The following is a 24,922-nucleotide window of genomic DNA, read 5'->3' on the forward strand; positions in this document are numbered from 1 at the left end:
CGGGGCGGGGCTGATGGACGGGGTGCGCGCGTTCCGCCGCAACCAGCGGAGCGGGACCGCGGCGCACTCTCCAAGCACCGGTAGCACGCACCTTCCAGGTGTGAGGCGGACCGGAGGAAACCCCGGCCTTGGCCGAAGGCCCGCACCCCACCCAGGGGCGTGGAACGGCCTGTGGCCCGAGCACACACCTTCTCATCGACATGTTTGAAAGGACCTCCCACATGCGTAAGTGGGTCAGCACATCCGCGAAGTCGGTGCTCCTGACAGCCGGTTTCGTCGCGCTGGGCAGCGGCGTGGCCTTCGCGGACAGCCAGGCCGTCACGAGCGGCAACGGCTCCCTGCTGGGCGGCAACCAGGCGGTCGTGAACGGGGACGTCCCCGTGAACGTCTCCGGCAACGCGATCGGCGCCGTCCTGGGCACCGCCGGTGCCAGCAGCACCGACACCGGCGCGGCCGTGGTCGACCACCAGCACGGCCCCGACGCGGCCACGTCGGGCAACGGCTCCGCGCTCGGCGGCAACCAGCTGGTCGTGGACGGCGAGATCCCCGTGAACGTCTCGGGCAACGCGATCGCCGCCGTGGCCGGGATCGCGGGCGCCAGCACGACCGACACGGGCGCCGCGGTGGTCGAGCACCAGCACGGCCACCGTCACCACCACCACAGCCCCGACGCCGTTACCTCCGGCAACGGCTCGCTGCTCGGCGGCAACCAGGCCGTGGTCGACCTGGACGTGCCGGTCAACGTCGCGGGCAACGCCATCAGCGCGGTCGGCGGCGTGGCCGGCGCCGCGGCCACCGACACCGGCGCCCTGGTGCACGACGGCCACGGCCACGGGCACCGCGAGCACCACTCCGCGCCCGCCGAGTACACGGCCATGGACCTGGTGCACGAGGCCGCGGAGAACGCCACCATCCTGCCGCTGCCGGACACCTCCGGCGTGAACGCGGGCGTGCTGCGCCAGTCGGCGCCCCGTGAGCACCAGTCGGCCCCGCGCGAGCACCAGTCCATCGCGACCTCGGGCAACGGCTCGCTGGTGGGCGGCAACCAGGCCGTGGTCGACCTGGACGTGCCGGTCAACGTCGCGGGCAACGCCATCGGCGCGGTCGGCGGCGTGGCGGGTGCGGCCTCCACCGACACCGGCGCCCTGGTGCTGGAGGAGGAGGAGCACGTCGCGACCTCGGGCAACGGCTCCGCGGTCGGCGGCAACCAGCTCGTCGCGGACGGCGAGGTTCCGGTCAACGTCTCCGGCAACGCCATCGCGGCGGTCGCGAGCCTGGCCGGCGCCAGCAGCACCGGCGACGGGGCCGCGGTCGTGCACCAGAGCGCGCCCGAGGCCCAGTCCAGCGCCCTGGACGCCCTGCCCCTGGTGCAGGACCTGCCCGAGGTCCCGGTCTCGGACATGCTGCCCGTCGAGTACGAGGTGAGCGAGACCACCCGTCAGGCCGTGGAGCAGCACGCTCCCGAGCACGCCGACCAGCTGCCCGCGTCCGCCCCCGTGGGTGTGGCCGACCCGGTCAACGAGCTGCTCGGCGCCGCGGGCGTGGGCCTGTAACGACAGAACAGGGGATCGCGCCCGCGTCCGTGCGGGCCCGGGGGAGTACGGCGTCCCGTTCCGTGAGGAACGCGGTGGACTGCGGGGTGCCGTATCCCACAGGGCGGCGTCGGACACGGAGCGCGATCCCGGACCGGCACAACGCGTGCCGTACGCGTCGACGGGCCACGACGACCCGCCTCCGCACTCCCGTTCCGTGAGGAACGCGGTGGACTGCGGGAGCGCGGAGGAGCTGGCCGTCAGCCCGTGACGTGAGCCGAGTCCTCCCGGGAATATCCGGGAGGACTCGCCGCATTCTGGGGAAAGCGGGCACTCGACGACCATCAAGTGTGACTGAAGTCACTCGCGGGGGTCGTTATGGGTGCTCGTCAGAGGCGGTGCTGGCCAACCGGCCCACGTTGCCGGGGCGGCTCACGTACGCTACGGACCGGTACCGGTTCGGGAAGCGCTTATTCTGCGGGTGCCGGTGGGCGTGGGCCGGGTGTCCACCCAGAGCGACGGAGCCCTCACCCGCGGAGGGGACAGCCCCTCCCGCCCACCGACGGGGGTAGCGCCTGGAGTTTCGGTTACTGTCGGTTCCCAGGAGCTTCCGACAGACCGCGGCCGGAAAGATCACGTAGGGCTAGACGTAGGGGAAGAGCGTGCCACCCACGAAGGGCAGCGCCGGCAAGAACGGCTCGAAGGACAGCGGACGACAGGGGGCGGGCACCGCCCTCGTCATCGTCGAGTCACCGGCCAAGGCGAAGACCATCGCCGGTTATCTGGGGCGCGGCTACGTCGTGGAGTCCAGCATCGGCCACATCCGCGACATGCCCAACAAGGCCGCCGAGATCCCCGCCAAGTACAAGGGGCAGGCGTGGGCCCGGCTCGGGGTGGACGTCGACGGCGACTTCGAGCCGCTCTACGTGGTCAACACCGACAAGAAGGCGCACGTCAAGAAGCTCAAGGAGCTCATGGCCGACGCCGACGAACTCCTCCTCGCGACAGATGAGGACCGCGAGGGCGAGGCGATCGCCTGGCACCTGCTGGAGGAGCTCAAGCCCCGCATCCCCGTCCGCCGCATGGTGTTCAACGAGATCACCAAGGACGCCATCCAGCGCGCGGCCCACAACACCCGCGACCTGAACACCCGCCTGGTCAACGCACAGGAGACCCGGCGCATCCTGGACCGCCTCTACGGCTACGAGGTCTCCCCCGTGCTGTGGAAGAAGGTCATGCCCAAGCTCTCGGCGGGCCGCGTGCAGTCCGTGGCCACCCGCCTGGTGGTCGAGCGCGAACGCGAGCGCATGGCGTTCACCTCCGCCGAGTACTGGGACCTCAAGGCCCTCTTCGACGCCACCGAGGCCGGTGTCGCCGAAGGCCCCGCCACCTTCCCCGCCGCCCTCGTCTCCGTGGACGGCACCCGCGTCGCCGCGGGCCGCGACTTCACCCCGCAGGGCACGCTGCGCTCGGACCGCCCCGTCCGCCAGCTGGACGAGGCCGCGGCGCGCGGCCTCGCCGAGCGGCTGTCCGGCGCCGGGTTCTCGGTCTCCTCGGTGGAGCGCAAGCCCTACCGCCGCTCGCCCTACGCGCCGTTCCGCACCACCACCCTCCAGCAGGAGGCGTCCCGCAAGCTCGGCCTGTCGGCCAAGCAGACCATGCAGGTCGCCCAGCGGCTGTACGAGAACGGCTACATCACCTACATGCGCACCGACAGCACCACGCTGTCGGACAGCGCGGTCAAGGCCGCCCGCTCCCAGGTGCGCAGCCTCTACGGCGGCGACTACCTGCCCGACAAGCCGCGCGTGTACGCCAAGAAGGTCAAGAACGCCCAAGAGGCGCACGAGGCGATCCGCCCGTCCGGCGACACCTTCCGCACGCCCGCCCAGACCGGCCTGTCCGGCCCCGAGTTCCGGCTCTACGAGCTGGTCTGGAAGCGCACCGTCGCCTCCCAGATGAAGGACGCGGTCGGCGAGTCCGTCACCGTGCGCATCGAGGGCACCTCCTCCGACGGCGAGGTCGCCGAGTTCAGCGCGACCGGCAAGGTCATCACCTTCCACGGGTTCCTCAAGGCCTACGTGGAGGGCTCCGACGACCCGGCCGCCGACCTGGACGACCGCGAGCGCCGCCTGCCCGCGATGTCGGAGGGCGACCCGCTCAAGGCCCAGAACCTGGAGGCCGAGGGGCACAGCACCCGGCCGCCCGCGCGCTACACCGAGGCCACCCTGGTCAAGGAGCTGGAGGAGCGCGAGATCGGCCGCCCCTCCACCTACGCCTCGATCATCGGCACCATCCTGGACCGCGGCTACGTGTTCAAGAAGGGCACGGCGCTGGTGCCGTCCTTCCTGGCCTTCGCCGTGGTGCAGTTGCTGGAGCGCCACTTCGGCAACCTGGTGGACTACGAGTTCACCGCGCGCCTGGAGGACGTGCTCGACGACATCGCCCGGGGGGAGGCCGAGAGCCTGCCCTGGCTGCGCCGCTTCTACTTCGGCGGCGAGGACACCGAGGGCCAGCGGGAGACCGGGCTCAAGGAGCTGGTCAACGACAACCTCTCCGACATCGACCCCAAGGAGATCAGCTCCCTGCCGCTGCCCGGCACCGACATCGTGCTGCGGGTGGGGCGCTACGGCCCCTACCTGGACCGGGACGGCGTGCGGGTGAACGTGCCCGAGGACCTGGCCCCGGACGAGTTGACCGTGGACAAGGCCGAGGAGCTGTTCGCCCAGCCCAGCGGCGACCGGGAGCTGGGCACCGACCCCGAGACCGGCCGCGTCATCGTGGCCAAGACCGGGCGGTTCGGCCCCTACGTCACCGAGGTGATCGAGGAGCCGCAGGAGGCCGAGGAGGGCAAGGCCAAGACCAGGGCCAAGGCCAAGGTCAAGCCGCGCACCAGCTCGCTGCTCAAGTCGATGAGCCTGGACACCGTCACCCTGGAGGACGCGCTGCGCCTGCTGTCGCTGCCGCGCGTGGTCGGCCAGATCGACGGCGAGGACGTCACCGCGCAGAACGGCCGGTTCGGCCCCTACATCAAGAAGGGCACCGACAGCCGCTCCCTGGAGACCGAGGAGCAGATGTTCACGGTCACACTGGAGCAGGCCGCGGCGCTGTTCGCCCAGCCCAAGCAGCGCGGGCGCCGCGCCGCCGCCCCGCCGCTGCGCGAGCTGGGGGAGGACCCGGCCTCGGGCGCCAAGATGGTGATCAAGGACGGCCGGTTCGGCCCCTACGTCACCGACGGGGAGGTCAACGCCTCCCTGCGCAAGGGCGACGAGGTGGAGTCGATCACCGACCAGCGGGCCGCCGAGCTGCTGGCCGAGCGCCGCGCCAAGGCGCCCGCCAAGAAGCCCGCGGCCAAGAAGCCCGCCGCGAAGAAGGCGCCCGCCAAGAAGACCTCCACGACGGCCAGGAAGACGGGCACGGCGGCCAAGAAGGCGTCCACCTCCACGACGGCCAGGAAGTCACCGGCCAAGGGGACCGGCGCCTCCGACCCCGCCCCGGAGGAGTAGACGCGGGCGGCGGGGAGCGGCCGGGATTCGTCTCCCGGGCCCCGGCACGCGTAGGCTCACCCGGACACCTCCCGACGGGGGTGACCGGGTGGGCGGTCTCCCGCGTGTTCACCCCGGGTGGGCGCAGCCTCACCCCTGTGCGGGAGCAGCCTTCCGTACTACGCTTGGCAGGACTCACGGGAACGCGGAAACGTGCGCGCTCCCCGGAGCCATCCAACGATTCTGAGGCGGGTCCGCGACCCGTCCTTCCCTCTCCCCCTCACCGATAATCTTGAGCGCTATGAGCAGATCTGCACCCCTGGGAGCGCCGGCCGAGGCGCGCAACGTTCTTGCGATCACACCCTTCCGAAGGCTGTGGATCTCTCTCTCCCTCTCCAGCCTGGGCGACTGGCTCAGCCTGCTGGCACTGGTGTCCCTGGCGACCGTCTTCACCGCCGACGGATCCCAGCTCGTCCAGTACCTGGCCGTCAGCGGCGTCGTGGCGATCAAGCTCGCCCCGTCGATCCTGCTCAGCCCCCTGGTCGGGTCGGTCGCCGACCGCCTCGACCGCAGGTGGACGATGGTGGTCGGCGACGTCCTGCGCGCCGTGCTGTACGTCTCCATCCCGGTCGTGGGCCTCCTCTTCCCCGGCTTCGCCCTGGAGTGGCTCCTCATCGCCACCCTCCTGGCCGAGGTCGTCGCCCTGTTCTGGACCCCGGCCAAGGACGCCACGGTCCCCAACCTGGTGCCCCGCAAGCTGCTGGGGCAGGCGAACCGGCTGAGCCTGCTCACCGCCTACGGCACCGCGCCCGTCGCGGCGCTGCTGTTCGCCGCGCTCGCCTCGGTCAGCAACGTGCTCGGCGCGTTCCTGCCCTCCATGGCCAGCCCCGAGGCCGACGTCGCCCTCTACCTCAACGGCCTCACCTTCGTCGTCGCGGCGGTCGTCGTCGCCGGGCTGCCGATCCCCAGGCACAAGCCCTCCAAGGACGCGGAGAGCGACACCCGCGACAGCGGCATCCTGCGCGCGCTGGGGACCGGTCGGCGCCACGCGGGCGGCACGCCCCGCGTGCGCGGCCTGGTTCCGGGCATGCTCTGCGTCGTGGCCGCCGGGGGCGTGGTCATCGGTGTCGGCCGCGTGCACGTCGAGGGCCTGGGCGCGGGCAACGCCGGTTTCGGCGTGGTCTTCGCCGCGGTCTTCGCGGGCATGGCCCTGGGCGTGCTCGCCGGGCCGCGCGTCCTCAAGCAGTTCAGCCGCAGCCGGCTGTTCGGTCTGAGCATCGCCCTCGCCGGGCTGGCCCTGCTGTTCGCCGGGGCCGTCGCCGACATGGTGCTCACCGCCGTGCTCACCGCGCTGCTCGGCGTGGGCGCGGGTATCGCCTGCGTGATCGGCCTGGCGGTGTTCGACCGCGAGGTGGAGGACGAGCACCGGGGTTCCGCCTTCGCCTTCCTGCACGGCGCCGCCCGCGTCACCCTGGTCGGCGCCGCCGTGCTCGCCCCGCTGGCCGCCGGGCTCATCGGCAGTTACCGGATCCCGGTCGGCCCCCTGAGCTACGACCTGCGCGGCAGCGGCCTCGTCCTCATGCTCTCCGGCCTGGCCGTCCTGGTCGTGGCGCTGGTCTGCTACCGGCGGATGAACCGCCGGGACGACCCCGAGGCCGGTCCCGGCCTGCTCCCGGAGCTGTTCGCGGCGCTGCGCGGCGTCGCGATCGCGCCGGAGGAGGACGAGGAGGCCAGGCTCGCGGGCGCGTTCATCGTCGTCGAGGGCGGCGAGGGCGCGGGCAAGTCCACCCAGGTGCGCGAGCTGACGGTGTGGCTGCGCGACCAGGGGTTCGAGGTGATCGGCACCCGCCAGCCGGGCGCGACCAAGCTCGGCATGCGCCTGCGCGGCCTGCTCCTGGACCGGGAGAACTCGCACATCACCCCGCGCGCCGAGGTGCTGCTCTACGCGGCCGACAAGGCCGACCACGTCCAGCAGGAGATCCTGCCCGCCCTGCGGCGCGGCGCGGTCGTCATCAGCGACCGCTACGTGGACTCCCTGCTGGCCTACCAGGGCTCGGGGCGCGACCTGTCCTCGGACGAGATCCGCCGGATCAGCGACTGGGCCACGCAGGGCCTGGTTCCGGACCTGACGGTGCTGCTCGACGTGCGGCCGGAGGACGGCCTGTCCCGCCTGGGCGGCCCGGCCGACCGCATCGAGGGCGAGCCTGCGGAGTTCCACGACCGGGTCCGCCGGGGCTTCCTGGAGCTGGCCAGGGCCGCGCCGGAGCGCTACCTGGTGCTCGACGCCCGCGAGCCGCAGGACAGGATCACCCGCGAGATCCAGCGCCGGGTGCGCTCCCTGCTGCCCGACCCGGTCCCGAGCAGCGCCGAGGCCGTCACCGGCATGATCCCGGTGATCAGGAACGACGAGGTCGGACAGGGCTGAGGCCGAGGCGGCCGGGCCGTCCGACACGCCGAGGGCTCCCTGCCCCGCTCGGGGGAGGGAGCCCTCGCCCGTGTCCGGGCGGGGCTCGCTCCGGAGCGGGCCGACCCGGGTCCGGCGCAGCGCCGGGGGAGAGCGGCCTGTGGACAACGGTCCGGACGTCGGCGCCGACTCCTATCCTGAAGACCGAAGCACCAGCGGTGGGAGGGAAGCATGACGGTCTTCGACGACCTCATCGGCCAGCGGTCCACGGTGGGCCAGCTCCAGCGGGCCGTCGCCGGGGCCGCCGACCTCGTCTCCGGCGGACGGGGCACGGGGATGACCCACGCCTGGCTGTTCACCGGGCCGCCCGGTTCGGGCCGCTCGGAGGCCGCCCGGGCCTTCGCGGCCGCCCTCCAGTGCCGGGACGGCGGCTGCGGGCACTGCGCCTCCTGTCACCAGACCCTCGCCGGCACCCACCCCGACGTGCTGTACGTGCGGCCCAGCGGACTGAGCTTCGGTGTGGCCGCCACCCGCGACCTCGTGTTGCGCGCAGGCTCCAAACCCTCCGGCGGCCGGTTCCGGATCGTGCTGTTCGAGGACGCCGACCGCGCCACCGAGGCCGCCTCCAACGCCCTGCTCAAGGCGGTGGAGGAGCCCTCGCCGCGCACCGTGTGGCTGCTGTGCACCCCCACCCCCGACGACCTGCTCGTCACCATCCGTTCGCGCTGCCGCATGGTCACCCTGGCCACGCCCGGCACCCGGGAGCTGGTGGACGCCCTCGTCCAGCGCGACGGGATCGACGCCGAGACCGCCCGCGCCGCGGCGGTCGCCGCCTCCGGGCGGATCGACCGGGCCCGGCAGCTGGCCACCGACCCCGAGGCGCGCAGACGCCGGGAGGAGGTGCTGTCCATCCCCGCCCGGCTCGACGGGCTCGGCGCGTGCGTCACCTCCGCCGCCCGGCTCTACGAGATCGCCGAGGAGGAGTCCAAGGCCCTCACCACGGCGCTCGACGAGAAGGAGAGGGAGGAGCTGCGGGCCGCGTTCGGCGAGGGCTCCACGGGCAAGGGCGTGGCCAAGGCGATGCGCGGCTCCGCGGGGGCGATGAAGGACCTGGAGGAGCGGCAGAAGCGCCGTGCCACCCGCATCAAGCGCGACTCCTACGACCGCGCCCTGCTCGACCTGGTCGCGTTCTACCGGGACGCGCTCACCCTCCAGCTGGGCGCGAGGGTGGAGCTGTCCACGGCCGAGCGCTCCGGCGACCTGGAACGCGTCGCCCGCTCCAGCACACCGGAGTCCACGCTGCGCAGGATCGACGCCATCATGGAGTGCCGTGAGCGCATCGCCGCGAACGTGCACCCCCAGATCGCCATGGAGGCCATGACCTCCGCCCTCCTGGCCGGATAGGCGGCCGCCCCGCGGGCGCGGCCTCCCCCCGCGGGCGGGACCGCCCTTCCCGGGCACCGTTCCGGCGGTCCCGTGGCAGGCGCGGCCCTCCGCGCGAACCCGTCGCGGGGCGGTGCGGCGGCGTCCGCACCCGGACGGCGGCCCCCGCGCCGGAGCGGGGAGGGGTACGCGACACCGCCCCGGCGGGGGAGAGGAACGCGAGTTGGACCGGTGCGGGCCGCGCCGGTCGTGGAGAATGGGGCGGCGCCGACGACACGTCGGTCGCGGTCGGACGTGACGAGAGGGCGGGACACCGTTGGCGACGAGGGTTCGGGGACCGTGGGCGGCCGTGCTCGCCGGGTCCGTGCTGCTGGCGACGGCGTGCACGGCGCAGGGCGACCAGCCGAGGGAGGGAGGCGTCGCGCCCGGGCTCTCCGGGGACCTGGCGGCCTTCGCCGACCAGGAACTGGCCTGGGGCGAGTGCGAGAGCGGAGCGCCCGGCACCGAGTGCGCCACCTACGAGGTGCCCCTCGACTACGGGGACCCGGACGGCGAGCGCATCGAGATCGCGGTCAAGCGCTTCCCCTCCGAGGGAGGCGACGTCCTCGGCTCCCTGCTCGTCAACCCCGGCGGACCCGGCGGCTCCGGGTACGACTTCGTGGACCACGCCCCCTACACGGTCAGCGACGCGGTGCGCGAGAGGTTCGACGTGGTCGGGTTCGACCCGCGCGGTGTCGGCCGCAGCTCACCGCTGACCTGCCTGGACGCCGAGGGCATCGACGAGTTCCTCGGCGGGGTGGACAGCGTCGAGGGCGACGGCGACATGTCCGAGGTCTCCGCGGCCGAGCTGGCCGAGCTGGAGGAGGACAGCCGCGGCTTCGTCGAGGCATGCCAGGCCAACCACCCCGAGCTGATGCGGCACGTGGGCACCGCGGACGTGGCCCGCGACATGGATCTGCTGCGCGCCCTGCTCGGCGACGAGAAGCTCACCTACCTGGGCGCCTCCTACGGCACCAGCATCGGCGCCCACTACGCCGAGCAGTTCCCCGACCGCGTCCGCGCGCTGGTGCTCGACGGCGCAGTGGACCCCAGCCAGGGGCAGCTCGACCTCAGCGTGCAGCAGGCGACCGGGTTCGAGACCGCCCTGCGGGCCTTCGTGGAGGACTGCCTGAGCCGGTCGGACTGCCCGCTCGGCGCCCCCGGCGACAGCGTGGACGACGGCATCGGGGCGCTGACCGCCTTCCTGGCCGACACCGCCGAGAACCCCCTGTCCAACAGCATGGACGACCGCGAGGTCAACCGCGCCCGCGCCGAACTGGGCGTGCTCGCCGCGCTCTACACCGAGGACTGGTGGCCGCGCGTGCGCGAGGCCCTCACCGCCGGTACGGAGGGCGACGGCACCCTTCTGCTCCAGCTCGCCGACGACCTCTACAGCCGGAGCGACACGGACGCCTACGTCAACTCCACGGCCGCGCTCATCGCGGTGAACTGCTCCGACTCGCCCAGCCCGCGCGACGTGGAGGCCTACACCGAGGCCGCGGCCCGGGCCGGTGAGGAGTCACCGATCTTCGGCCCCAGCCTGGCGTGGGGCGCCCTGCCCTGCGCGTACTGGCCGGAGGAGGCGGTCGACCCGCCCGTGGAGCTGGACGGGGACGGAGCCGCGCCCGTCATGGTGCTGGGCACCACCCGGGACTCGGCCACCCCGTACGCGTGGTCCGAGGCGCTCGCGGAGCAGCTCGACTCGGGTTTCCTGGTGACCCGCGACGGCGACGGACACACCGGTTACCGGATGGGCGACCAGTGCGTCGACGCGATGGTGGACGCCTACCTGGTCGACCTCACCGTGCCCGAGGACGGCATGGCCTGCGCCTGAGGCCGGCGGCCGGGTGAGCAGGCCGCCGTGTCCCCGGCACTCCGCCGAGGGGCTAGAATGGTGACCGCATCGCCGCGTGGAACACGCGGCGGCGCGCCGCCTTAGCTCAGTCGGCAGAGCGATTCACTCGTAATGAATAGGTCGTCGGTTCGATTCCGACAGGCGGCTCCAGCCGAAACGCCACCCCGGTCCGGGGTGGCGTTTCGCGTTGGTGACCAATTGGGTGACCAATGCCTACTCGGCGAAGAGGTCCCCCATGAAGCGTGCCCCCTCGGTGATCACCGGCCGCAGCTCCTCGCGGTGGACGAGCTCGGTCGCGGCCGTGCCGCTGTGCCCGACCAACCGCGCGATGTCCAAGTGGACGCCGTTGGCGGACATGGGCGGCACGAAGCCGTGTCACAGCTCCCGGGGCGTCCACGACCCTTCGACCCCGACGGCCCGCGGGGGCCCGAGGCGCCTCGCGGACCGTACCGCCGTCCGGCCCGGGCCCCGCGCCGCCCTCAGGCGCGCTGCCGGTTCTGGAACCAGCCCCACACGGCGGTGGCCACGAACAGGACGGCGCCGATGACGGCGAGCCAGAGCAGGCCCTTGATGACCATGCCCAGGATGGCGAGGATGAGCCATATCGCCAGCAGCACCAGGATGAAGTAGACCATGTCGTCCCCCAAGATCGCGTCTCTTCGGGGCCTACCCGCTTCCGCGCCCGACCGCACACGCCGGGAGCGCACGGGCCCCGCGCGGCGCACCGGCACCGCCGTGGACCGGCCCGTCAGGGCCAGGTGCCGTCCACCACGGTTCCGTGGCCGGGTTTGCTGCGGTCCATCCACTCCTGGCGGTTGCGGGCGAAGGCCAGGGACCAGTCGACCTGGCGCTGGTGCAGCTCGGCCAGGCTGACGGCGGCGAGTTCGGGGTGCCTGGCGCCGATCTCCTCGGCCAGGGCCAGCGCAGCCGAGGCGTCGGCGGCCGCGGTGTGGGCGTCGGTCAGCTCCACGCCGTAGTACTCGCACATGGCGCCCAGGTTGCGCTTGCCCCTGCGGTAGGGTTCCACGCCCCGGTCGATCACCAGCGGGTCCACCACGGGCGCCAGCGGGCCGCTCAGGCGTTCCGCGAGGGGGGTCAGCCCGTGCCGCCGCATCTCCCCGGAGAGCACCCGGAGGTCGTAGGGGGCGTTGAAGACCACCAGCCCCTGCCCCGAGGAGAGCTGGTCGGCCAGTGCCTGGCCGATCTCCTCCAGGCACTCCCCGGCGGGGCGGCCCTCGGCCCGTGCCCGCTCGGTGCTGATGCCGTGGACGGCGACGGCGTCCGCGGGGATCTCGCGGGGGCCCGGGTCCACCAGCCAGGTGCGGGCCTTGCCCTCGCGGTCCACCAGCGCGGCCGAGACGAGGAAGGCGGTGTCGGGGTCGCGGGAGGAGGTCTCGGTGTCGAACCCCAGCAGGGGAGTGGTGTGCCAGCCGGGGTGGCCGCCCCGGACGGGAGGGGTGGGGCGCGGCTCGTGCTCCGCGCAGTAGGTGCGCCACCGGCCGCCCTCCTTGACGACGACACCCTCACCGGCGCCGACGGAGGACTGGCAGTCGGTGCATGTCCCGGGATAGCGGTTGCGCATGGGATCCTCTCGGTCGGACGGTCGACACCGCCGTGAACAGCGGCGATTCGTGGACATCGTAGAACGGCGGGGGGACAGTCCGCCGGGAGAGCGTGCCGCGCGCACCGCGGCGGGAGACGCCTGGGGCCCTTGATGTGCAAGTGCCGACTTCTGGGGAAGGAAGAGGGACATGAGTCTGGAAGAGGCATCACGTCAACTCGAAGCAGCCATTCACGACGCCCGCGTCTCCTTCGACTGCATCCTCCTGGAGGAGCTGGACCGGGCGCACACGAACGCCATCACCGCGCGTGCCGCCGTGGACGCCGCGGAGCAGGCCATCCGGGTGGAGATGGAGAGACGCGAGTCCGCCGAGGGCGGGACGCCCGGATCCTCCGGGACCGTGGACTGACCCCTGGCCGCATCGAACAGGTTTTCGAACAGCGGGTATGATCGGAGGCATGCCCGATCAGTCGCTGACGCCGGACTGGCCCGCGAGCGTCCACCCGCCCGGGGCGGACTCCTTCGAACAGACGGCCCTGGTGTGGCTGTTCGACCACGTGCCCGCCGACTACCGGCTGCACGGCGTCCTGAGGCGCCATCCGGTCGCCCTGTCCCGGCTGGCCCACCAGTACGTCTCCTCGGCGCTGGAGGCCGCCCGGGAGGGCTACCGGACCGCCCGGGTCGACCTGCGCGACCACATGCCGCCCCACGCCCTCGACCAGGTCATGAACGCCTACCTCGCGGAGGGACAGCGCATGGCCGCCGTCCTCAGGTCGGTCGAGGCGGTCGACGCCGCCCTGCGCGCGGCCGCGACCGAACGGGGCGGCGATGAGTGAGTTCGCGTGTCCGTGCGCCCGTTCAGGCGGTCACCCGGACCACCACGGCCACCTCGTCGCCGGTGTTGACGAGGTGGTGGCGGCCACCGCTGCCCTCGGCGGAGCCCACCACCCGGGCCCGGCCGGCGGACAGCTCCGACGCCGAGCGCATCTGCCCGTCCGAGGCGGAGGCGATCAGGTGCGCGCGCCCGCTGACCAGGTACAGCACCTCCATGCCGTGCTGTCGGGACGGGTGCGGGGCGGGTCCGGACACGAAACTGTTGGGTTCGAGGGCCACCGCGGTCACGCGGAGCCTGCCGCCCGCCTGGCGCCGGGCCGCGCGGGGGACGAGCTGCCAGCGCCCCCGCCGGGACGGCCGCAGCGTGGGCCCGCCCAGGGAGGCGGCGGCGCCCCGGGCGGCGGTCACCAGGCGGCCGAGGGTCGGCATGCGGCGCTCGCCCAGGTGGGCGTAGCCGGAGCGGCGTCCGGCGTCCACCACGTCGCCGATCCCCTCCAGGGAGACGGGCGCGCTCCTCGGGGACGGCGCGGACGACGGGGCCGGTGCGGCGGCGGCCGGTGCAGCGGCGGCCGGTGCGGTGGCGTTGTGGGGAGCGGGGAGTACGGCAGTGCCGGAGAGAGTGCGCTGGGGCATCGTGAGAGGATCCTTCACGTGTGCGCGCCCCGGGAACGGGAGCGCGCGGATGTCGTCTGGAAGCCCCGGTGCGCCGGGGCGGCAGGGGGAGCGGCCCCGCGGATTCACGCGGAGACGGAGATCACCCTGCGGGGAGGTGCCCAGCGCCCGGCGTCCACGATGGACTTGGGGGCGCGGAGGGGCACGCGGTCGGTCGGCGGCGTACGAGGACGCCTCGGCTGCGACTCAGCGACGACAACACGGACACGCCGCACGGGCCAGGCGGCAGGAGGCCCCGGGGGCCGTACGAGCCATGGCGTCGGTGCGCGTGCGCGGATACATGGGTGTAAGGAGACCAGCAAAGGCCGGGAGGAGTCAAGCGACGGTGCGGTGGCCCCGCGTGTCGCCCCCCTCACCCCGGCGTTCGCGGGGCGTGTTGCGGGCGGCGCTCCGTGGTGGTGACATGTGGAACCCGAGTACGGTGTGCGGCCACCGCCGGAAAGGGCTCCATCCCCCAGCCGTAGTGACAGGAGCGGCCGTTATGGCATCCGTCCCCGGAAGGCGCAGTTGAGCACCGAGGCGCCGGGACTGTGGGCGCGCGTCCTGGTGCGCGCGCTCGTCGTCGCGGCGGCCTGGGTGATGGCGCTCGGCTTCCTCGGACCGGGGGAGGCCCTGCTCGTCGCCGTCCTGACCGCGCTCACCTTCGTGCTGCTGTGGCTGCGCTCCCGAGCCGGTGGGCCCGCCCCGCCGCCACCGGATTCGACAAAGCGGTGAGCACCGTGCCGCGCGCGGCGTAGATTCTTGGTCTATGACGGACCGGGATCTTCTCCACGCCCTGCGCTCCGGCCGTACTCCGCCGGAGGACGCCTACGCCAGGCTTCTCGACGCGTACGGAGCGGAGCTGTACCGGCGCTGCATCCTGGTCCTGCGCGACCGCGACGCCGCGCACGTGGTGCTCAGGGACACGCTGATCGTCGCCCGCGCGCACATCGGGCGCCTCGCCGACGCCGATCGGCTGGGGGAGTGGCTGCACGCGCTCGCCGAGGCCGAGTGCGCCCGCCACCGGGCCAACGGCCCGCAGGCCGGCGCCCCGGCCGAGCTGGGGCTGCCGGAGAACACCGCGCTGGTCCCGACGCGCGTGCTCAACGGCATGGTCGGTCCCGAACTCGACGGCTACCGCACGCATGTGGCCGTGCGCGCCGACCGCTTCGACCGCGAGGGCTTCCCCAAACCGCCGAGCGGTCCGCTCCTGACCCGCGGCCTGGCCTCCCTGCTGCCCGTCGCCCTGGCGCTGCTGTTCGCCCTGCTGCTGATCGTGCTGGCGGGGTACGTGCTCACCAAGGACTCCGCGCACGAGCCCCTGCCCGGCCCCGGGGCGGTCGCCTCGCACGGTCAGCGCTGAGGCCGCCCGGACACGGCGCGGCCCGGCGGGGAGTCCTCCGCCGGGCCGTCGCTGCGACGCCGTGACACGTGTGTTCGGGAGCCGACTAGCTCTCCTTGACCTCGGAGATGTGCGAGGCGTCGCCGTGCACGCCGGCCTCCTCGGCGCGCTTGACCGAGGCCACGATCTCCTGCTCGGCCTCGTGGCGGCCGACCCAGGTGGCGCCCTCCACGGACTTGCCGGGCTCCAGGTCCTTGTAGACCGTGAAGAAGTGCTCGATCTCCAGGCGCTCGAACTCGTTCACGTGGTGAATGTCACGCAGGTGCTCCTGGCGCGGGTCCGTCGCGGGGACGCAGAGCAGCTTGTCGTCGCCCCCCGCCTCGTCGCGCATGCGGAACATGCCGATGGCGCGGGCCCGGATCAGGCAGCCCGGGAACGTCGGGGCCTTGAGCAGGACGAGGGCGTCCAGGGGGTCGCCGTCCTCGCCGAGGGTCCCCTCGACGAACCCGTAGTCGGCGGGGTAGGTCGTGGAGGTGAACAGCATGCGGTCGAGACGGATACGACCGGTCTCGTGGTCCACCTCGTACTTGTTGCGCTCCCCCTTGGGGATCTCGATCGTAACGTCGAATTCCATGCTGATCTCGGCTCCCAATGCGACTAATGTCGCCGTATAACTACAACGTCAGGCCGCTACACCGAAGGAAGGGCAGGTGCCCCCGAGTGCGACGGGTACGAGGCGAGGCGCTCCTCGCGCTGGCCCTGCTCAACATATTCGTGCTGATTGCCGGGTTTGTCGCCCTCGACGTGATCGGGGCGCGGCCCCTTCCCGCGGCGCCCAACCCGGTCACGGACGCCGAGGGCGTGGCGGCGGCGCAACCCGCGGCCTCGACTCCGGCGGACCCGGAACGGATCGCGGACATCCTCGATGATCCCATGTCGGATTCCGGGATCGAGGAGGGCCTCTCCGGTTTCGTCGTGGACGCCGCCACCGGTGAGACGCTCTTCGAGCTGGACCCGGACGCCCCCGTGACCCCGGCCTCGACCACGAAGATCGCCACGGCCGTCGCCGTACTGGACGCAGTCGGACCCGACCACGTGCTGAGCACCGAGGCCTACCTGGTTCCCGGACAGGACCGCGTGGTGCTGCGCGGAGAGGGCGACGTCACCCTGACCACGACCGCCGACTCCGCAGCTTACCCGCAGGTAGCGACCCTGAAGGAGCTGGCCGAGCGCACGGCGCGGGCCCTTGGCGCGGAGGGCGTCGACACGGTCTCCCTCGGCTACGACGACTCGCTGTTCACCGGTCTGGACAGCGGCCCCGGCTGGAAGCCCAACTACGTCACCGAGGGCAGCACCGCCACGGTGCACGCGCTGATGATCGACTCCGGGAGGTTCTCCCCCGAGGCCAGCGGCTACGGGTCGCGCGTGCCGGACCCGCCCCTGTTCGCCGCCGAGGCCTTCGCCGAACAACTGGAGGAGGCGGGGATCACGGTCGAGGGCTCGCCCACCGAGGAGCGGGCCTCCGGAGAGCCCGTCGCCAGCGTCGACTCGCCCCCGATGTCGGCGCTGGTCGAGCACATGATGCTGGCCAGCGACAACAACATGGCCGAGGCGCTGGGGCGGGTCACCGCGATCGCCCTGGACGGGGAGCCCTCCTTCGACGGCGCCGCGGCGGCCACCCACCAGGTGATGGAGGGCCTGGGCGTGCAGGGCGTGCGGCTGTCGGACAACAGCGGCCTGAGCACCGAGAACAGGATCACACCGCGGGCCCTGGTGGAGCTGCTGCGGTTGGCCGCGAGCGACGACCGCCCCGACCTCAACGCCGCCATCACCGGGCTGCCCACGGCCAACTCCACGGGCACCCTGGCCAGCGGGGGCCGCTACTCGGCCTACTCCGCGGCGCACGAGGGCGCGGGGCTGGTGCGCGGCAAGACCGGCACCCTGAACGGGGTGAGCACCCTGGCCGGGACCGTCCACGACCAGGAGGGCAACCTGTTCCTGTTCGCCTTCATGGCCAACCACCCCCAGGCAGTGGGCTCCCGCCTGGACCCCCTGGCCTCCGCGCTCAGCCAGTGCGGCTGCTCCTGACCGGTCACCACGCGTACGCCCCCGGCCGCGCGACCCGGCGGCGCGGAACCCGTCGGTGACACCGGAGGAATCGGGGAAATCGGTCGTCCTCAGGGTCATCCCGGGCGGTACCCGGAATTCCCACCCTGATCCCCGTGCCGTCCCGCGCCTCGTGGGTAGGCTGGCGGTGTGACTGTGATCGACTGGGACGTAGCCGTGAACACCGGTGTCCGCCTCGTGCGCCCGGGCCCGCAGGTGGACCTGTCCGACGCGCGGCAGGCCGTCGCGCAGTTGCGGGAACTCTCCACCGTGGCGGCCGGGCACGTGCGCGAATTCACCGGAATGAACCCCCTCGAACCAGCGGGCCCCGCGGTCATCGTGGACCGCCCCGGCTGGATCCGAGCCAACGTCGACGGGTTCCGAGTGGTCATCGAACCCGTACTCGAACAGATGGGCGCCGACCGGCTCAACAACAGCCCGGCCGGGAGCCTGACCAGCGCGGTCGGCTCCCGGATCACCGGGGTGCAGCTCGGAGCGGTGCTCTCCTACCTGGCGGGGAAGGTCCTCGGCCAGTACGAACTCTTCCTGCCGCCGGACCCCGACGGCACCCTGCCGACCGGCCGTCTGACGCTGGTGGCGCCCAACATCGTCAACGCCGAACGCGAGATGGACGTCGACCCCCGGGACTTCCGCCTGTGGGTGTGCCTGCACGAGGAGACCCACCGCATGCAGTTCACGGCCACGCCGTGGCTGCGCGGCCACGTCCAGGGGCTCATGCAGGAGCTGCTCCTGTCGTCGGAGATGGACGCGGGCGACCTCATCGGCAGGCTGCGCGCCGCGGGCGAGGCCGTCGCCGACGCCGTCCGGGGCGGGGGCGAGAGCAACCTCATCACCGCCATCCAGAGCCCCGAGCAGAGCGAGATCATGGACCGGGTCACCGCGGTCATGAGCCTCGCCGAGGGCCACGGCGACTTCGTCATGGACGCCGTCGGCCCCGAGGTGGTGCCCAGCGTCGCCACCATCCGCGCCCGCTTCCAGAAGCGCCGCGAGTCCGCCAACCCGATCGACCGGATCATGCGCCAGCTGCTGGGCATGGACATGAAGATGCGCCAGTACGAGGAGGGCGCCGCCTTCGTCCGCGCCGTGGTGGCCGAGGTCGGCATGACCGAGTTCAACCGGGTGTGGACCTCGCCCGAGACCCTGCCCACCCTGGCGGAGATCCGCAACCCCACCGCCTGGGTCGACCGGGTCGTGCGCCCGGCCGCCGTCAACGAGTGAGCGGTCCGCACCCCGCCGTCGCCGCCGTGCGCTCGGCGGTCCGGCGGGTGCTGCGCGACCTGCCCGACGACACCACGGCTCTCGTGGCGTGCAGCGGCGGCGCCGACTCCCTGGCGCTGGCGGGCGCGGTGGCCTTCGAGGCCCCCCGCGTCGGCCGGGCCGCGGGGGCGGTCACCGTCGACCACGGGCTCCAGGAGGGCTCGGACCGGCGCGCCGAGGACGTGGCCAAGGTCCTGGCCGGGCTCGGGCTCGACCCCGTCCTGGTCCGGACCGTGCGGGTGACCGGACCGGGCGGGCCCGAGGCGTCGGCCCGGCGCGCCCGCTACGAGGCACTGGACGGCGCGGTCGCCGAGCGCGCCCCCGCCGTGGTGCTGCTCGGCCACACGCTCGACGACCAGGCCGAGACGGTCCTGCTCGGCCTGGCCCGCGGCTCCGGGGCCCGTTCGCTGGCGGGCATGGCGCCGCGCGTCGGCCACCGCCTGCGCCCCCTGCTGGACCTGGACCGGGCCACCGTGCGCGAGGCCTGCGCCCGGATGGGTCTGGACGCGTGGGAGGACCCGCACAACCTCGACCCCCGCTTCGCCCGGTCGCGGGTGCGCCACGAGGCGCTGCCCGCCCTGGAGCGCGCGCTGGGCCCGGGGATCGCCGCCGCGCTCGCCCGCACCGCGGGCATGCTGCGCGCGGACGCCGACACCCTGGACCTGCTCTCCGACGGACTGTTCGAGGAGGCGTCCGGCCCGGGCGAGGGGGACGGGCGGGACGCGCGCCCGGTCGGGCCCGTGCTGGCGGTGGCACCGCTGGAGCGGGCCCCCGAGTCCCTGCGCACCCGGGTGCTGCGCCGCGCCGCGCTCGCCGCGGGCTGTCCGGCCAGCGCGCTGACCGCCCGGCACGTGCGCGAACTGGACCGGCTGGTCACCGCGTGGCGTGGTCAGGCCCACATCGACCTGCCCGGGGGCGTCCGGGGCCGCCGTGTCGCGGGCCGTGTCCGTTTCGAGCGCTGAGGCCCGGCCGCGCCCGGCGTGTCCGCCCCCGGGACGCGCCGCCGCGGGGGAGGGCGGGCCGGTCCGGCTCCGCCGCCGCGTTCGGCACGTTTATCCTGGTTGCCGCAAACGGGGAACCCAGCAGCGAGGACATCAGCGTGGACGCCAAAGACATGGGTCGGGACCTGGAGAAGGTCCTGGTCACCGAGGAAGAGATCAAGGCCCGCCTGGAGGAGGTCGGCGCGCGCATCGACGCCGACTACGCGGGCAAGGACCTGCTCATCGTCGGTGTGCTCAAGGGCGCGGTGATGGTGATGGCCGACCTCGCCCGGGTACTGCACACCCCGGTCTCCATGGACTGGATGGCGGTCTCCTCCTACGGGGCCGGGACCACCTCCTCCGGGGTGGTCCGCATCCTCAAGGACCTGGAGACCGACATCAAGGACCGCGACGTCCTCATCGTCGAGGACGTCATCGACTCCGGTCTGACCCTGTCGTGGCTGATCGGCAACCTGAAGTCGCGCGGGCCCCGCTCGGTGGAGGTCTGCACGATGATCCGCAAGCCGCTGGCCTTCGACGTGGACCTGCACGTGGAGTACGTCGGCTTCGACCTGCCCAACGAGTTCATCGTCGGCTACGGCCTCGACTACGCCGAGAAGTACCGCAACCTGCCCTTCATCGGCACCCTCGCCCCGCACGTCTACGAGAGCTAGGAGGGCGGGCCCGACCCGCCGCGGAGGCGCCGTCCGGACTCCGTACGGGCTCGCACTGACCCGTACGGAGGCTGTGGGGAGCGCCACGGGAACAACGCGGTGGGGTGTCGTCGTTGCTTTCATGACGGTTCCCGTCCGGTCGTCCGTGCGGGCGTGCCCGCCCTCGGGGGCGAGGTGTACCGTCGAATATCCCGGCGACGTTCCGGGGAACCACGTGTCCGATAGGTCCTGCTTCGGAAACTCCTCTGGGGCGGGGCGGCCTGGTCAGGAGGGACGGACCCGACAGGGTTCCGCTCACATGAATCTGAAGCGTTTTTTCCGCGGTCCGTGGATCTGGATCCTGGCCGTCGGCCTCATGCTCATCATCGGCTTCCGCGTGTTCGACGTCGGTGGCGGTCCCCAACCCACGGAGACCGACATCTCGACCGTCCACCAGCTCATCGAGCGGGACGAGGTGGACAACGCCGAGATCGTCGACCGCGACCAGCGCATCGTGCTGACCACCGTGGACGACGAGATCTACGAGGCGTACTGGGTCGAGGGGCAGGGCCTCCAGCTCGCGGAGATGCTCCAGACCTCCCTGGACAGCGAGGGCTCCAACCTGGAGTCCTACGAGGTGTCGGTCGCCACCACACCGGTGTGGACCACCGCGCTGTTCAGCCTGCTGCCGCTGGTCATCATCATCGTCATCTTCTGGTTCATCTTCAGCCAGATGCAGGGCGGCGGCTCGCGCGTGATGAACTTCGGCAAGTCCAAGGCCAAGCTCATCACCAAGGACACGCCCAAGAACACCTTCGCCGACGTCGCCGGGGCCGACGAGGCCATCGAGGAGCTCCACGAGATCAAGGAGTTCCTCCAGAACCCGGCCAAGTTCCAGGCGATGGGCGCCAAGATCCCCAAGGGCGTGCTCCTGATGGGCCCGCCCGGAACCGGTAAGACCCTCCTGGCCCGCGCCGTCGCCGGCGAGGCCGGGGTCCCGTTCTACTCCATCTCCGGCTCGGACTTCGTCGAGATGTTCGTCGGTGTGGGCGCCTCCCGCGTGCGCGACCTGTTCGAGCAGGCCAAGGCCAACGCCCCCGCGATCATCTTCATCGACGAGATCGACGCCGTCGGCCGCCACCGCGGCGCCGGCATGGGCGGCGGGCACGACGAGCGCGAGCAGACCCTCAACCAGATGCTGGTCGAGATGGACGGCTTCGACGTCAAGGGCGGCGTCATCCTCATCGCCGCCACCAACCGGCCCGACATCCTCGACCCGGCGCTGCTGCGCCCCGGCCGCTTCGACCGGCAGGTCGTCGTGGACCGCCCGGACATGGACGGCCGCCGCGACATCCTCAAGGTCCACGCCAAGGGCAAGCCCATGGCGGACGACGTCGACTTCAACGTCATCGCCCGCCAGACCGCCGGGATGACCGGCGCCGACCTGGCCAACGTCATCAACGAGGGCGCCCTCCTGTCCGCGCGCGCCGACCGGAACGTCATCACCCACGCCGTCCTGGAGGAGGCGATCGAACGGGTCATGGCCGGTCCCGAGCGCAAGACCCGGGTGATGTCCGACCGGGAGAAGAAGGTCATCGCCTACCACGAGGGCGGCCACGCCCTGGTGGGCCACGCGCTGCCCAACTCCGACCCGGTGCACAAGATCACCATCCTGCCGCGCGGCCGGGCCCTGGGCTACACGATGTCGGTGCCGACGGAGGACAAGTTCCTCACGTCGCGTTCGCAGATGATGGACCAGCTCGCGATGATGCTCGGAGGTCGCGCCGCGGAGGAGCTCGTCTTCCACGAGCCCACCACCGGCGCGGGCAACGACATCGACAAGGCCACCAGCCTGGCCCGCAACATGGTGACCGAGTACGGCATGAGCGAGCGCCTGGGCGCCCGCAAGTTCGGCTCCGGCAACACCGAACCCTTCCTGGGCCGGGAGATGTCGCACGCCCGCGAGTACTCCGAGGAGATCGCCTCCATCATCGACGAGGAGGTGCGCCGCCTCATCGAGTCCGCGCACGACGAGGCCTACGAGGTCCTCGTCGAGTACCGGGACGTCCTGGACGACCTGGTCGTGGCGCTGCTGGAGAAGGAGACCCTGTCCAAGGCCCAGGTGCTGGAGATCTTCGCGCCGGTGGTCAAGCGACCCTCCCGCGGCTCCTACACGGGGTACGGCAAGCGCCAGCCCTCGGAGCGGCCCCCGGTGCGCTCCAAGAAGGAGCTGGCCGTGCTCAACGGCGCCGAGGTCCCGGGCGCCGACGCGGTGCAGGGCTCCACTGACGTCCAGGACCCCCAGGCGGTCCGGGGCTCCTCGACCAACGGACAGCTCCCGGGGCCGTCCGACAGAGGCGAGGAGGAGAGCTCGTGAGCCCGACCGAGGACCTGCCGCCCAGGTCCGTGGACCGTCCGCGCATCGAGCGCGCCGTCCGCGAGATCCTGCTCGCCATCGGCGAGGACCCGGACCGCGACGGCCTGGTCAAGACGCCCGAACGGGTGGCCAGGGCCTACGAGGAGCAGTTCGCGGGGCTGGGGCAAAAGCCCGGGGACGTGCTCACCACCGTGTTCGAGGCCGACCACGAGGAGATGGTCCTGGTCAAGGACATCGAGCTCTACTCCACCTGCGAGCACCACCTGGTGCCGTTCTACGGGGTGGCGCACGTGGGCTACATCCCCGGCGCGGACGGCCGCATCACCGGTCTGAGCAAGCTCGCCCGCCTGGTGGACGTGTACGCGCGCCGGCCGCAGGTGCAGGAGCGGCTCACCGGCCAGGTGTCGGACGCGATCATGGAGTTCCTCCAGCCCCGCGGCGTGATCGTCGTGGTCGAGGCCGAGCACCTGTGCATGACCATGCGCGGGGTACGCAAGCCCGGGGCCAAGACCGTCACCTCGGCCGTGCGGGGGATCTTCCGCAGCAGCGACCGGACCCGCTCCGAGGCGATGAGCCTGATCCTGAGCCAGCGCTAGCCAGGGGCCCTTCCCGTGAACCCTCCCCCGCGACTCGGTCGCGGGGGAGGGTTTCGCGCCTCTGCGGACGGGCACAAGCCCCGGGCGCGCGCCTCCGGTTTTCCGGCGTACGCGTAGGGTGATCCTTATGGGGCCGAAACACACACTTCCGGGCCTGCCCGATCGCGGGCGGTGCCTGGTCATGGGGGTCGTGAACGTCACCCCCGACTCCTTCTCCGACGGCGGCGCGTGGTTCGATCCCGACAGGGCGATCGAACACGGGATGCGCCTGGCCGAGGAGGGCGCGGACCTGGTCGACGTAGGCGGTGAGTCCACTCGTCCCGGCGCGCAGCGCGTCTCCGCCGCCGAGGAGCTGCGCAGGGTCGAACCGGTCGTGCGGGAGCTCTCCGCGCGGGGCGTCGCCGTCAGCGTCGACACCATGCGCGCCGAGATCGCCGAGAAGGCCGTGGAGGCCGGGGCCGTGCTGGTCAACGACGTCAGCGGCGGGCTCGCAGACCCGGCCATGGCCCGACTCGTGGCTTCTTCCGGCGTTGCCTACGTGTTGATGCACTGGCGTGGGCATAGTCATGACATGCAGAGCCGTGCCGTGTACACGGATGTCGTCCAGGAGGTCCTCGATGAGCTCCGCGACCGTATGGAGGCCATGATCAGTGCAGGTGTCGACCCCGGACAGATCGTTCTGGACCCCGGGTTGGGATTCTCCAAGCGCCCCGAGCAGGCGCACAACTGGGCGCTGCTGCACGAGCTGGAGCGCTTCCACGAGCTGGGGCGCCCCGTGCTGGTGGCCGGATCGCGCAAGCGCTTCCTGAGCCGCCTGCTCGGCGACGCCAAGGGCGAGGACCGCCCCTTCACCGAGTGCGACGCCGCCACCGCGGCCGTCACCACCCTGTCCGCGGACCGGGGGGCGTGGGCCGTGCGGGTGCACGACGTCCGTCCCAGCGCCGACGCCGTCCGCGTGGCGGCGGCCTGGTCCGACGGCGGCGCCCGTCTGGACGAGGGACGCGCCGAGCCGGTGGAGGGCCGCCTGTGAAGTCGCGGCAGGAGGTCATGGAGAGCGTGGCCGAGGCCAACGCGCAGTTCTACAGCGCCATCGAGAACGGCGACATCGACCTGATGCGCAGCGTCTGGGCGGAGGAGCACGAGGCGCCCGACCTGGTGTGCGTCAACCCCGGCTGGCCGCTGCTGCGCGGGCGCACCGAGATCATGCGCGCCTGGTCGCTGATCATGGCCAACGTCACCTACATCCAGTACGTGCTCACCGAGACCCACATCGGGGTCGGCGGCGACATCGCCATGGTCACGTGCGAGGAGAACGTGCTGACCGCCGAGGAGGACAGTCCCGGCTTCGTCGCGGGCGGCCAGGTGGTGACCACCAACCTGTTCGTGGACACCGACCAGGGGTGGCGGCTGTGGTCGCACCACGCCTCGCCCGTGCTCATGGAGGACGACGAGGACGAGGGAGAGGTCGAGGCCTGATGCCCGATCGCGTCGCGCTCCGCGGACTGCGGGCCCGCGGCCACCACGGCGTGTTCGAGTTCGAGCGTCGGGAGGGCCAGGACTTCGTGGTCGACGCGGTGCTGTACCTGGACACCGCCCCGGCGGCGGCCTCCGACGACGTGGGCGACACCGTCCACTACGGCCTGCTCGCCGACCGCCTGGTCGCGATCGTGACCGGGGAGCCGGTCAACCTGATCGAGACCCTCGCCGAGCGGCTGGCCCGGGAGTGCCTGGCCGAACCGCTGGTCGAGCGGGCGGAGGTGACGGTGCACAAGCCGTCGGCGCCCATCGAGCACGAGTTCGCCGACGTGGCCGTCACCGTGGTCCGGGAGCGGACACGGCGCGAACCCGG

At 72.5% G+C, this 24,922-nt stretch carries 22 protein-coding genes, 1 tRNA gene and 1 pseudogene; 19 read left to right on the forward strand and 5 right to left on the reverse strand.

Going from position 1 to position 24,922, the window contains the following annotated elements; translation table 11 throughout:
• Positions 1-221: 221 nt before the first annotated feature.
• The 6 genes from UIS43_RS20380 (at position 222) to UIS43_RS20405 (ending at position 10,845) form a co-directional block, all read left to right on the forward strand.
• On the forward strand, positions 222-1,553 hold the full coding sequence (locus tag UIS43_RS20380; protein ID WP_013155941.1) for a hypothetical protein: 1,332 nt from the start codon (positions 222-224) through the stop codon (positions 1,551-1,553).
• A 641-nt stretch (positions 1,554-2,194) separates the two neighbouring features.
• Positions 2,195-5,035 carry a type I DNA topoisomerase gene (gene topA, locus UIS43_RS20385; RefSeq protein ID WP_013155942.1) on the forward strand — a complete coding sequence of 947 codons (2,841 nt, stop codon included), beginning with the start codon at positions 2,195-2,197 and terminating at the stop codon, positions 5,033-5,035.
• A 280-nt stretch (positions 5,036-5,315) separates the two neighbouring features.
• Positions 5,316-7,439, forward strand: coding sequence for a dTMP kinase (gene tmk / locus UIS43_RS20390; protein ID WP_013155943.1), 2,124 nt, complete (start codon positions 5,316-5,318; stop codon positions 7,437-7,439).
• Positions 7,440-7,649: 210 nt separating this feature from the next.
• Entirely contained in the window at positions 7,650-8,822 is a 1,173-nt protein-coding gene (locus tag UIS43_RS20395; RefSeq protein ID WP_013155944.1) for a DNA polymerase III subunit delta', read from the forward strand.
• Positions 8,823-9,150: 328 nt separating this feature from the next.
• Complete coding sequence (locus tag UIS43_RS20400; RefSeq protein WP_013155945.1) at positions 9,151-10,674, forward strand: alpha/beta hydrolase; 1,524 nt, start codon at positions 9,151-9,153, stop codon at positions 10,672-10,674.
• Positions 10,675-10,769: 95 nt separating this feature from the next.
• Positions 10,770-10,845 (forward strand) — tRNA-Thr (locus UIS43_RS20405).
• Positions 10,846-10,908: 63 nt separating this feature from the next.
• Here UIS43_RS20405 and UIS43_RS20410 read toward each other — a convergent pair.
• From UIS43_RS20410 to UIS43_RS20420, 3 genes are all read right to left on the reverse strand, one after another.
• The gene (locus UIS43_RS20410; protein ID WP_370011328.1) at positions 10,909-11,052 is read right to left on the reverse strand and encodes a hypothetical protein; all 144 of its coding nucleotides are present in this window, start codon (positions 11,050-11,052) and stop codon (positions 10,909-10,911) included.
• 122 nt (positions 11,053-11,174) lie between these two features.
• A complete protein-coding gene (locus tag UIS43_RS20415) occupies positions 11,175-11,342 on the reverse strand; it encodes a hypothetical protein (RefSeq protein ID WP_156095244.1) in 168 nt (55 codons plus the stop codon).
• Between the two features lie 101 nt (positions 11,343-11,443).
• Positions 11,444-12,277: an exonuclease domain-containing protein gene (locus UIS43_RS20420; protein WP_013155948.1), complete on the reverse strand. Its 834-nt coding sequence runs from the start codon at positions 12,275-12,277 to the stop codon at positions 11,444-11,446.
• A gap of 169 nt (positions 12,278-12,446) precedes the next feature.
• Between UIS43_RS20420 and UIS43_RS20425 the strand changes: the two genes are divergently transcribed.
• On the forward strand, positions 12,447-12,665 hold the full coding sequence (locus UIS43_RS20425; RefSeq protein ID WP_013155949.1) for a hypothetical protein: 219 nt from the start codon (positions 12,447-12,449) through the stop codon (positions 12,663-12,665).
• A gap of 37 nt (positions 12,666-12,702) precedes the next feature.
• Positions 12,703-13,092 (forward strand): hypothetical protein, encoded by a 390-nt coding sequence (locus tag UIS43_RS20430; protein ID WP_013155950.1) that lies wholly within the window; start codon positions 12,703-12,705, stop codon positions 13,090-13,092.
• Between the two features lie 22 nt (positions 13,093-13,114).
• On the opposite strand, the gene UIS43_RS20435 is transcribed toward UIS43_RS20430, so the two are convergent.
• Entirely contained in the window at positions 13,115-13,723 is a 609-nt protein-coding gene (locus UIS43_RS20435) for a hypothetical protein (protein ID WP_013155951.1), read from the reverse strand.
• Between the two features lie 546 nt (positions 13,724-14,269).
• On the opposite strand from UIS43_RS20435, the gene UIS43_RS20440 reads away from it, so the two are divergent.
• Both UIS43_RS20440 and UIS43_RS20445 read left to right on the forward strand, forming a co-directional pair.
• Complete coding sequence (locus tag UIS43_RS20440) at positions 14,270-14,476, forward strand: hypothetical protein (RefSeq protein WP_013155952.1); 207 nt, start codon at positions 14,270-14,272, stop codon at positions 14,474-14,476.
• A gap of 34 nt (positions 14,477-14,510) precedes the next feature.
• Complete coding sequence (locus UIS43_RS20445; RefSeq protein ID WP_013155953.1) at positions 14,511-15,104, forward strand: RNA polymerase sigma factor; 594 nt, start codon at positions 14,511-14,513, stop codon at positions 15,102-15,104.
• A gap of 85 nt (positions 15,105-15,189) precedes the next feature.
• Here the strand turns inward: UIS43_RS20445 and UIS43_RS20450 are convergent, their stop codons facing one another.
• Positions 15,190-15,717, reverse strand: a complete 528-nt coding sequence (locus UIS43_RS20450) for an inorganic diphosphatase (RefSeq protein ID WP_013155954.1) — start codon at positions 15,715-15,717, stop codon at positions 15,190-15,192.
• Between the two features lie 86 nt (positions 15,718-15,803).
• Here UIS43_RS20450 and dacB point away from each other — a divergent pair, with 86 nt between their 5' ends.
• From dacB to folB, 9 genes and pseudogenes are all read left to right on the forward strand, one after another.
• Positions 15,804-17,171 (forward strand): D-alanyl-D-alanine carboxypeptidase/D-alanyl-D-alanine-endopeptidase, encoded by a 1,368-nt coding sequence (gene dacB, locus UIS43_RS20455; protein WP_013155955.1) that lies wholly within the window; start codon positions 15,804-15,806, stop codon positions 17,169-17,171.
• A 174-nt stretch (positions 17,172-17,345) separates the two neighbouring features.
• A complete protein-coding gene (locus UIS43_RS20460) occupies positions 17,346-18,428 on the forward strand; it encodes a zinc-dependent metalloprotease (protein ID WP_019610467.1) in 1,083 nt (360 codons plus the stop codon).
• A complete protein-coding gene (gene tilS, locus UIS43_RS20465) occupies positions 18,425-19,429 on the forward strand; it encodes a tRNA lysidine(34) synthetase TilS (protein ID WP_370011336.1) in 1,005 nt (334 codons plus the stop codon). Before UIS43_RS20460 ends, tilS begins: the two co-directional genes overlap by 4 nt.
• Before the next feature lie 137 nt (positions 19,430-19,566).
• Positions 19,567-20,121, forward strand: a complete 555-nt coding sequence (gene hpt / locus UIS43_RS20470) for a hypoxanthine phosphoribosyltransferase (RefSeq protein ID WP_197724863.1) — start codon at positions 19,567-19,569, stop codon at positions 20,119-20,121.
• A 298-nt stretch (positions 20,122-20,419) separates the two neighbouring features.
• Positions 20,420-22,477: an ATP-dependent zinc metalloprotease FtsH gene (gene ftsH / locus UIS43_RS20475; protein ID WP_013155959.1), complete on the forward strand. Its 2,058-nt coding sequence runs from the start codon at positions 20,420-20,422 to the stop codon at positions 22,475-22,477.
• Positions 22,474-23,073, forward strand: coding sequence for a GTP cyclohydrolase I FolE (folE, locus tag UIS43_RS20480; RefSeq protein ID WP_013155960.1), 600 nt, complete (start codon positions 22,474-22,476; stop codon positions 23,071-23,073). The genes ftsH and folE overlap by 4 nt, the downstream gene beginning before the upstream one ends.
• 181 nt (positions 23,074-23,254) lie before the next feature.
• A complete protein-coding gene (folP, locus tag UIS43_RS20485; RefSeq protein WP_041553488.1) occupies positions 23,255-24,103 on the forward strand; it encodes a dihydropteroate synthase in 849 nt (282 codons plus the stop codon).
• On the forward strand, positions 24,100-24,549 hold the full coding sequence (locus tag UIS43_RS20490) for a nuclear transport factor 2 family protein (RefSeq protein WP_013155962.1): 450 nt from the start codon (positions 24,100-24,102) through the stop codon (positions 24,547-24,549). The genes folP and UIS43_RS20490 overlap by 4 nt, the downstream gene beginning before the upstream one ends.
• Positions 24,549-24,905, forward strand: a pseudogene (gene folB, locus UIS43_RS20495) (dihydroneopterin aldolase); the annotation flags it as partial. The gene UIS43_RS20490 and the pseudogene folB, both read left to right, overlap by 1 nt.
• Positions 24,906-24,922: the final 17 nt, after the last annotated feature.

Origin of the sequence: Nocardiopsis sp. LDBS0036, assembly GCF_041228755.1 — a bacterium.
Taxonomy (GTDB): Bacteria; Actinomycetota; Actinomycetes; order Streptosporangiales; family Streptosporangiaceae; genus Nocardiopsis; species Nocardiopsis dassonvillei.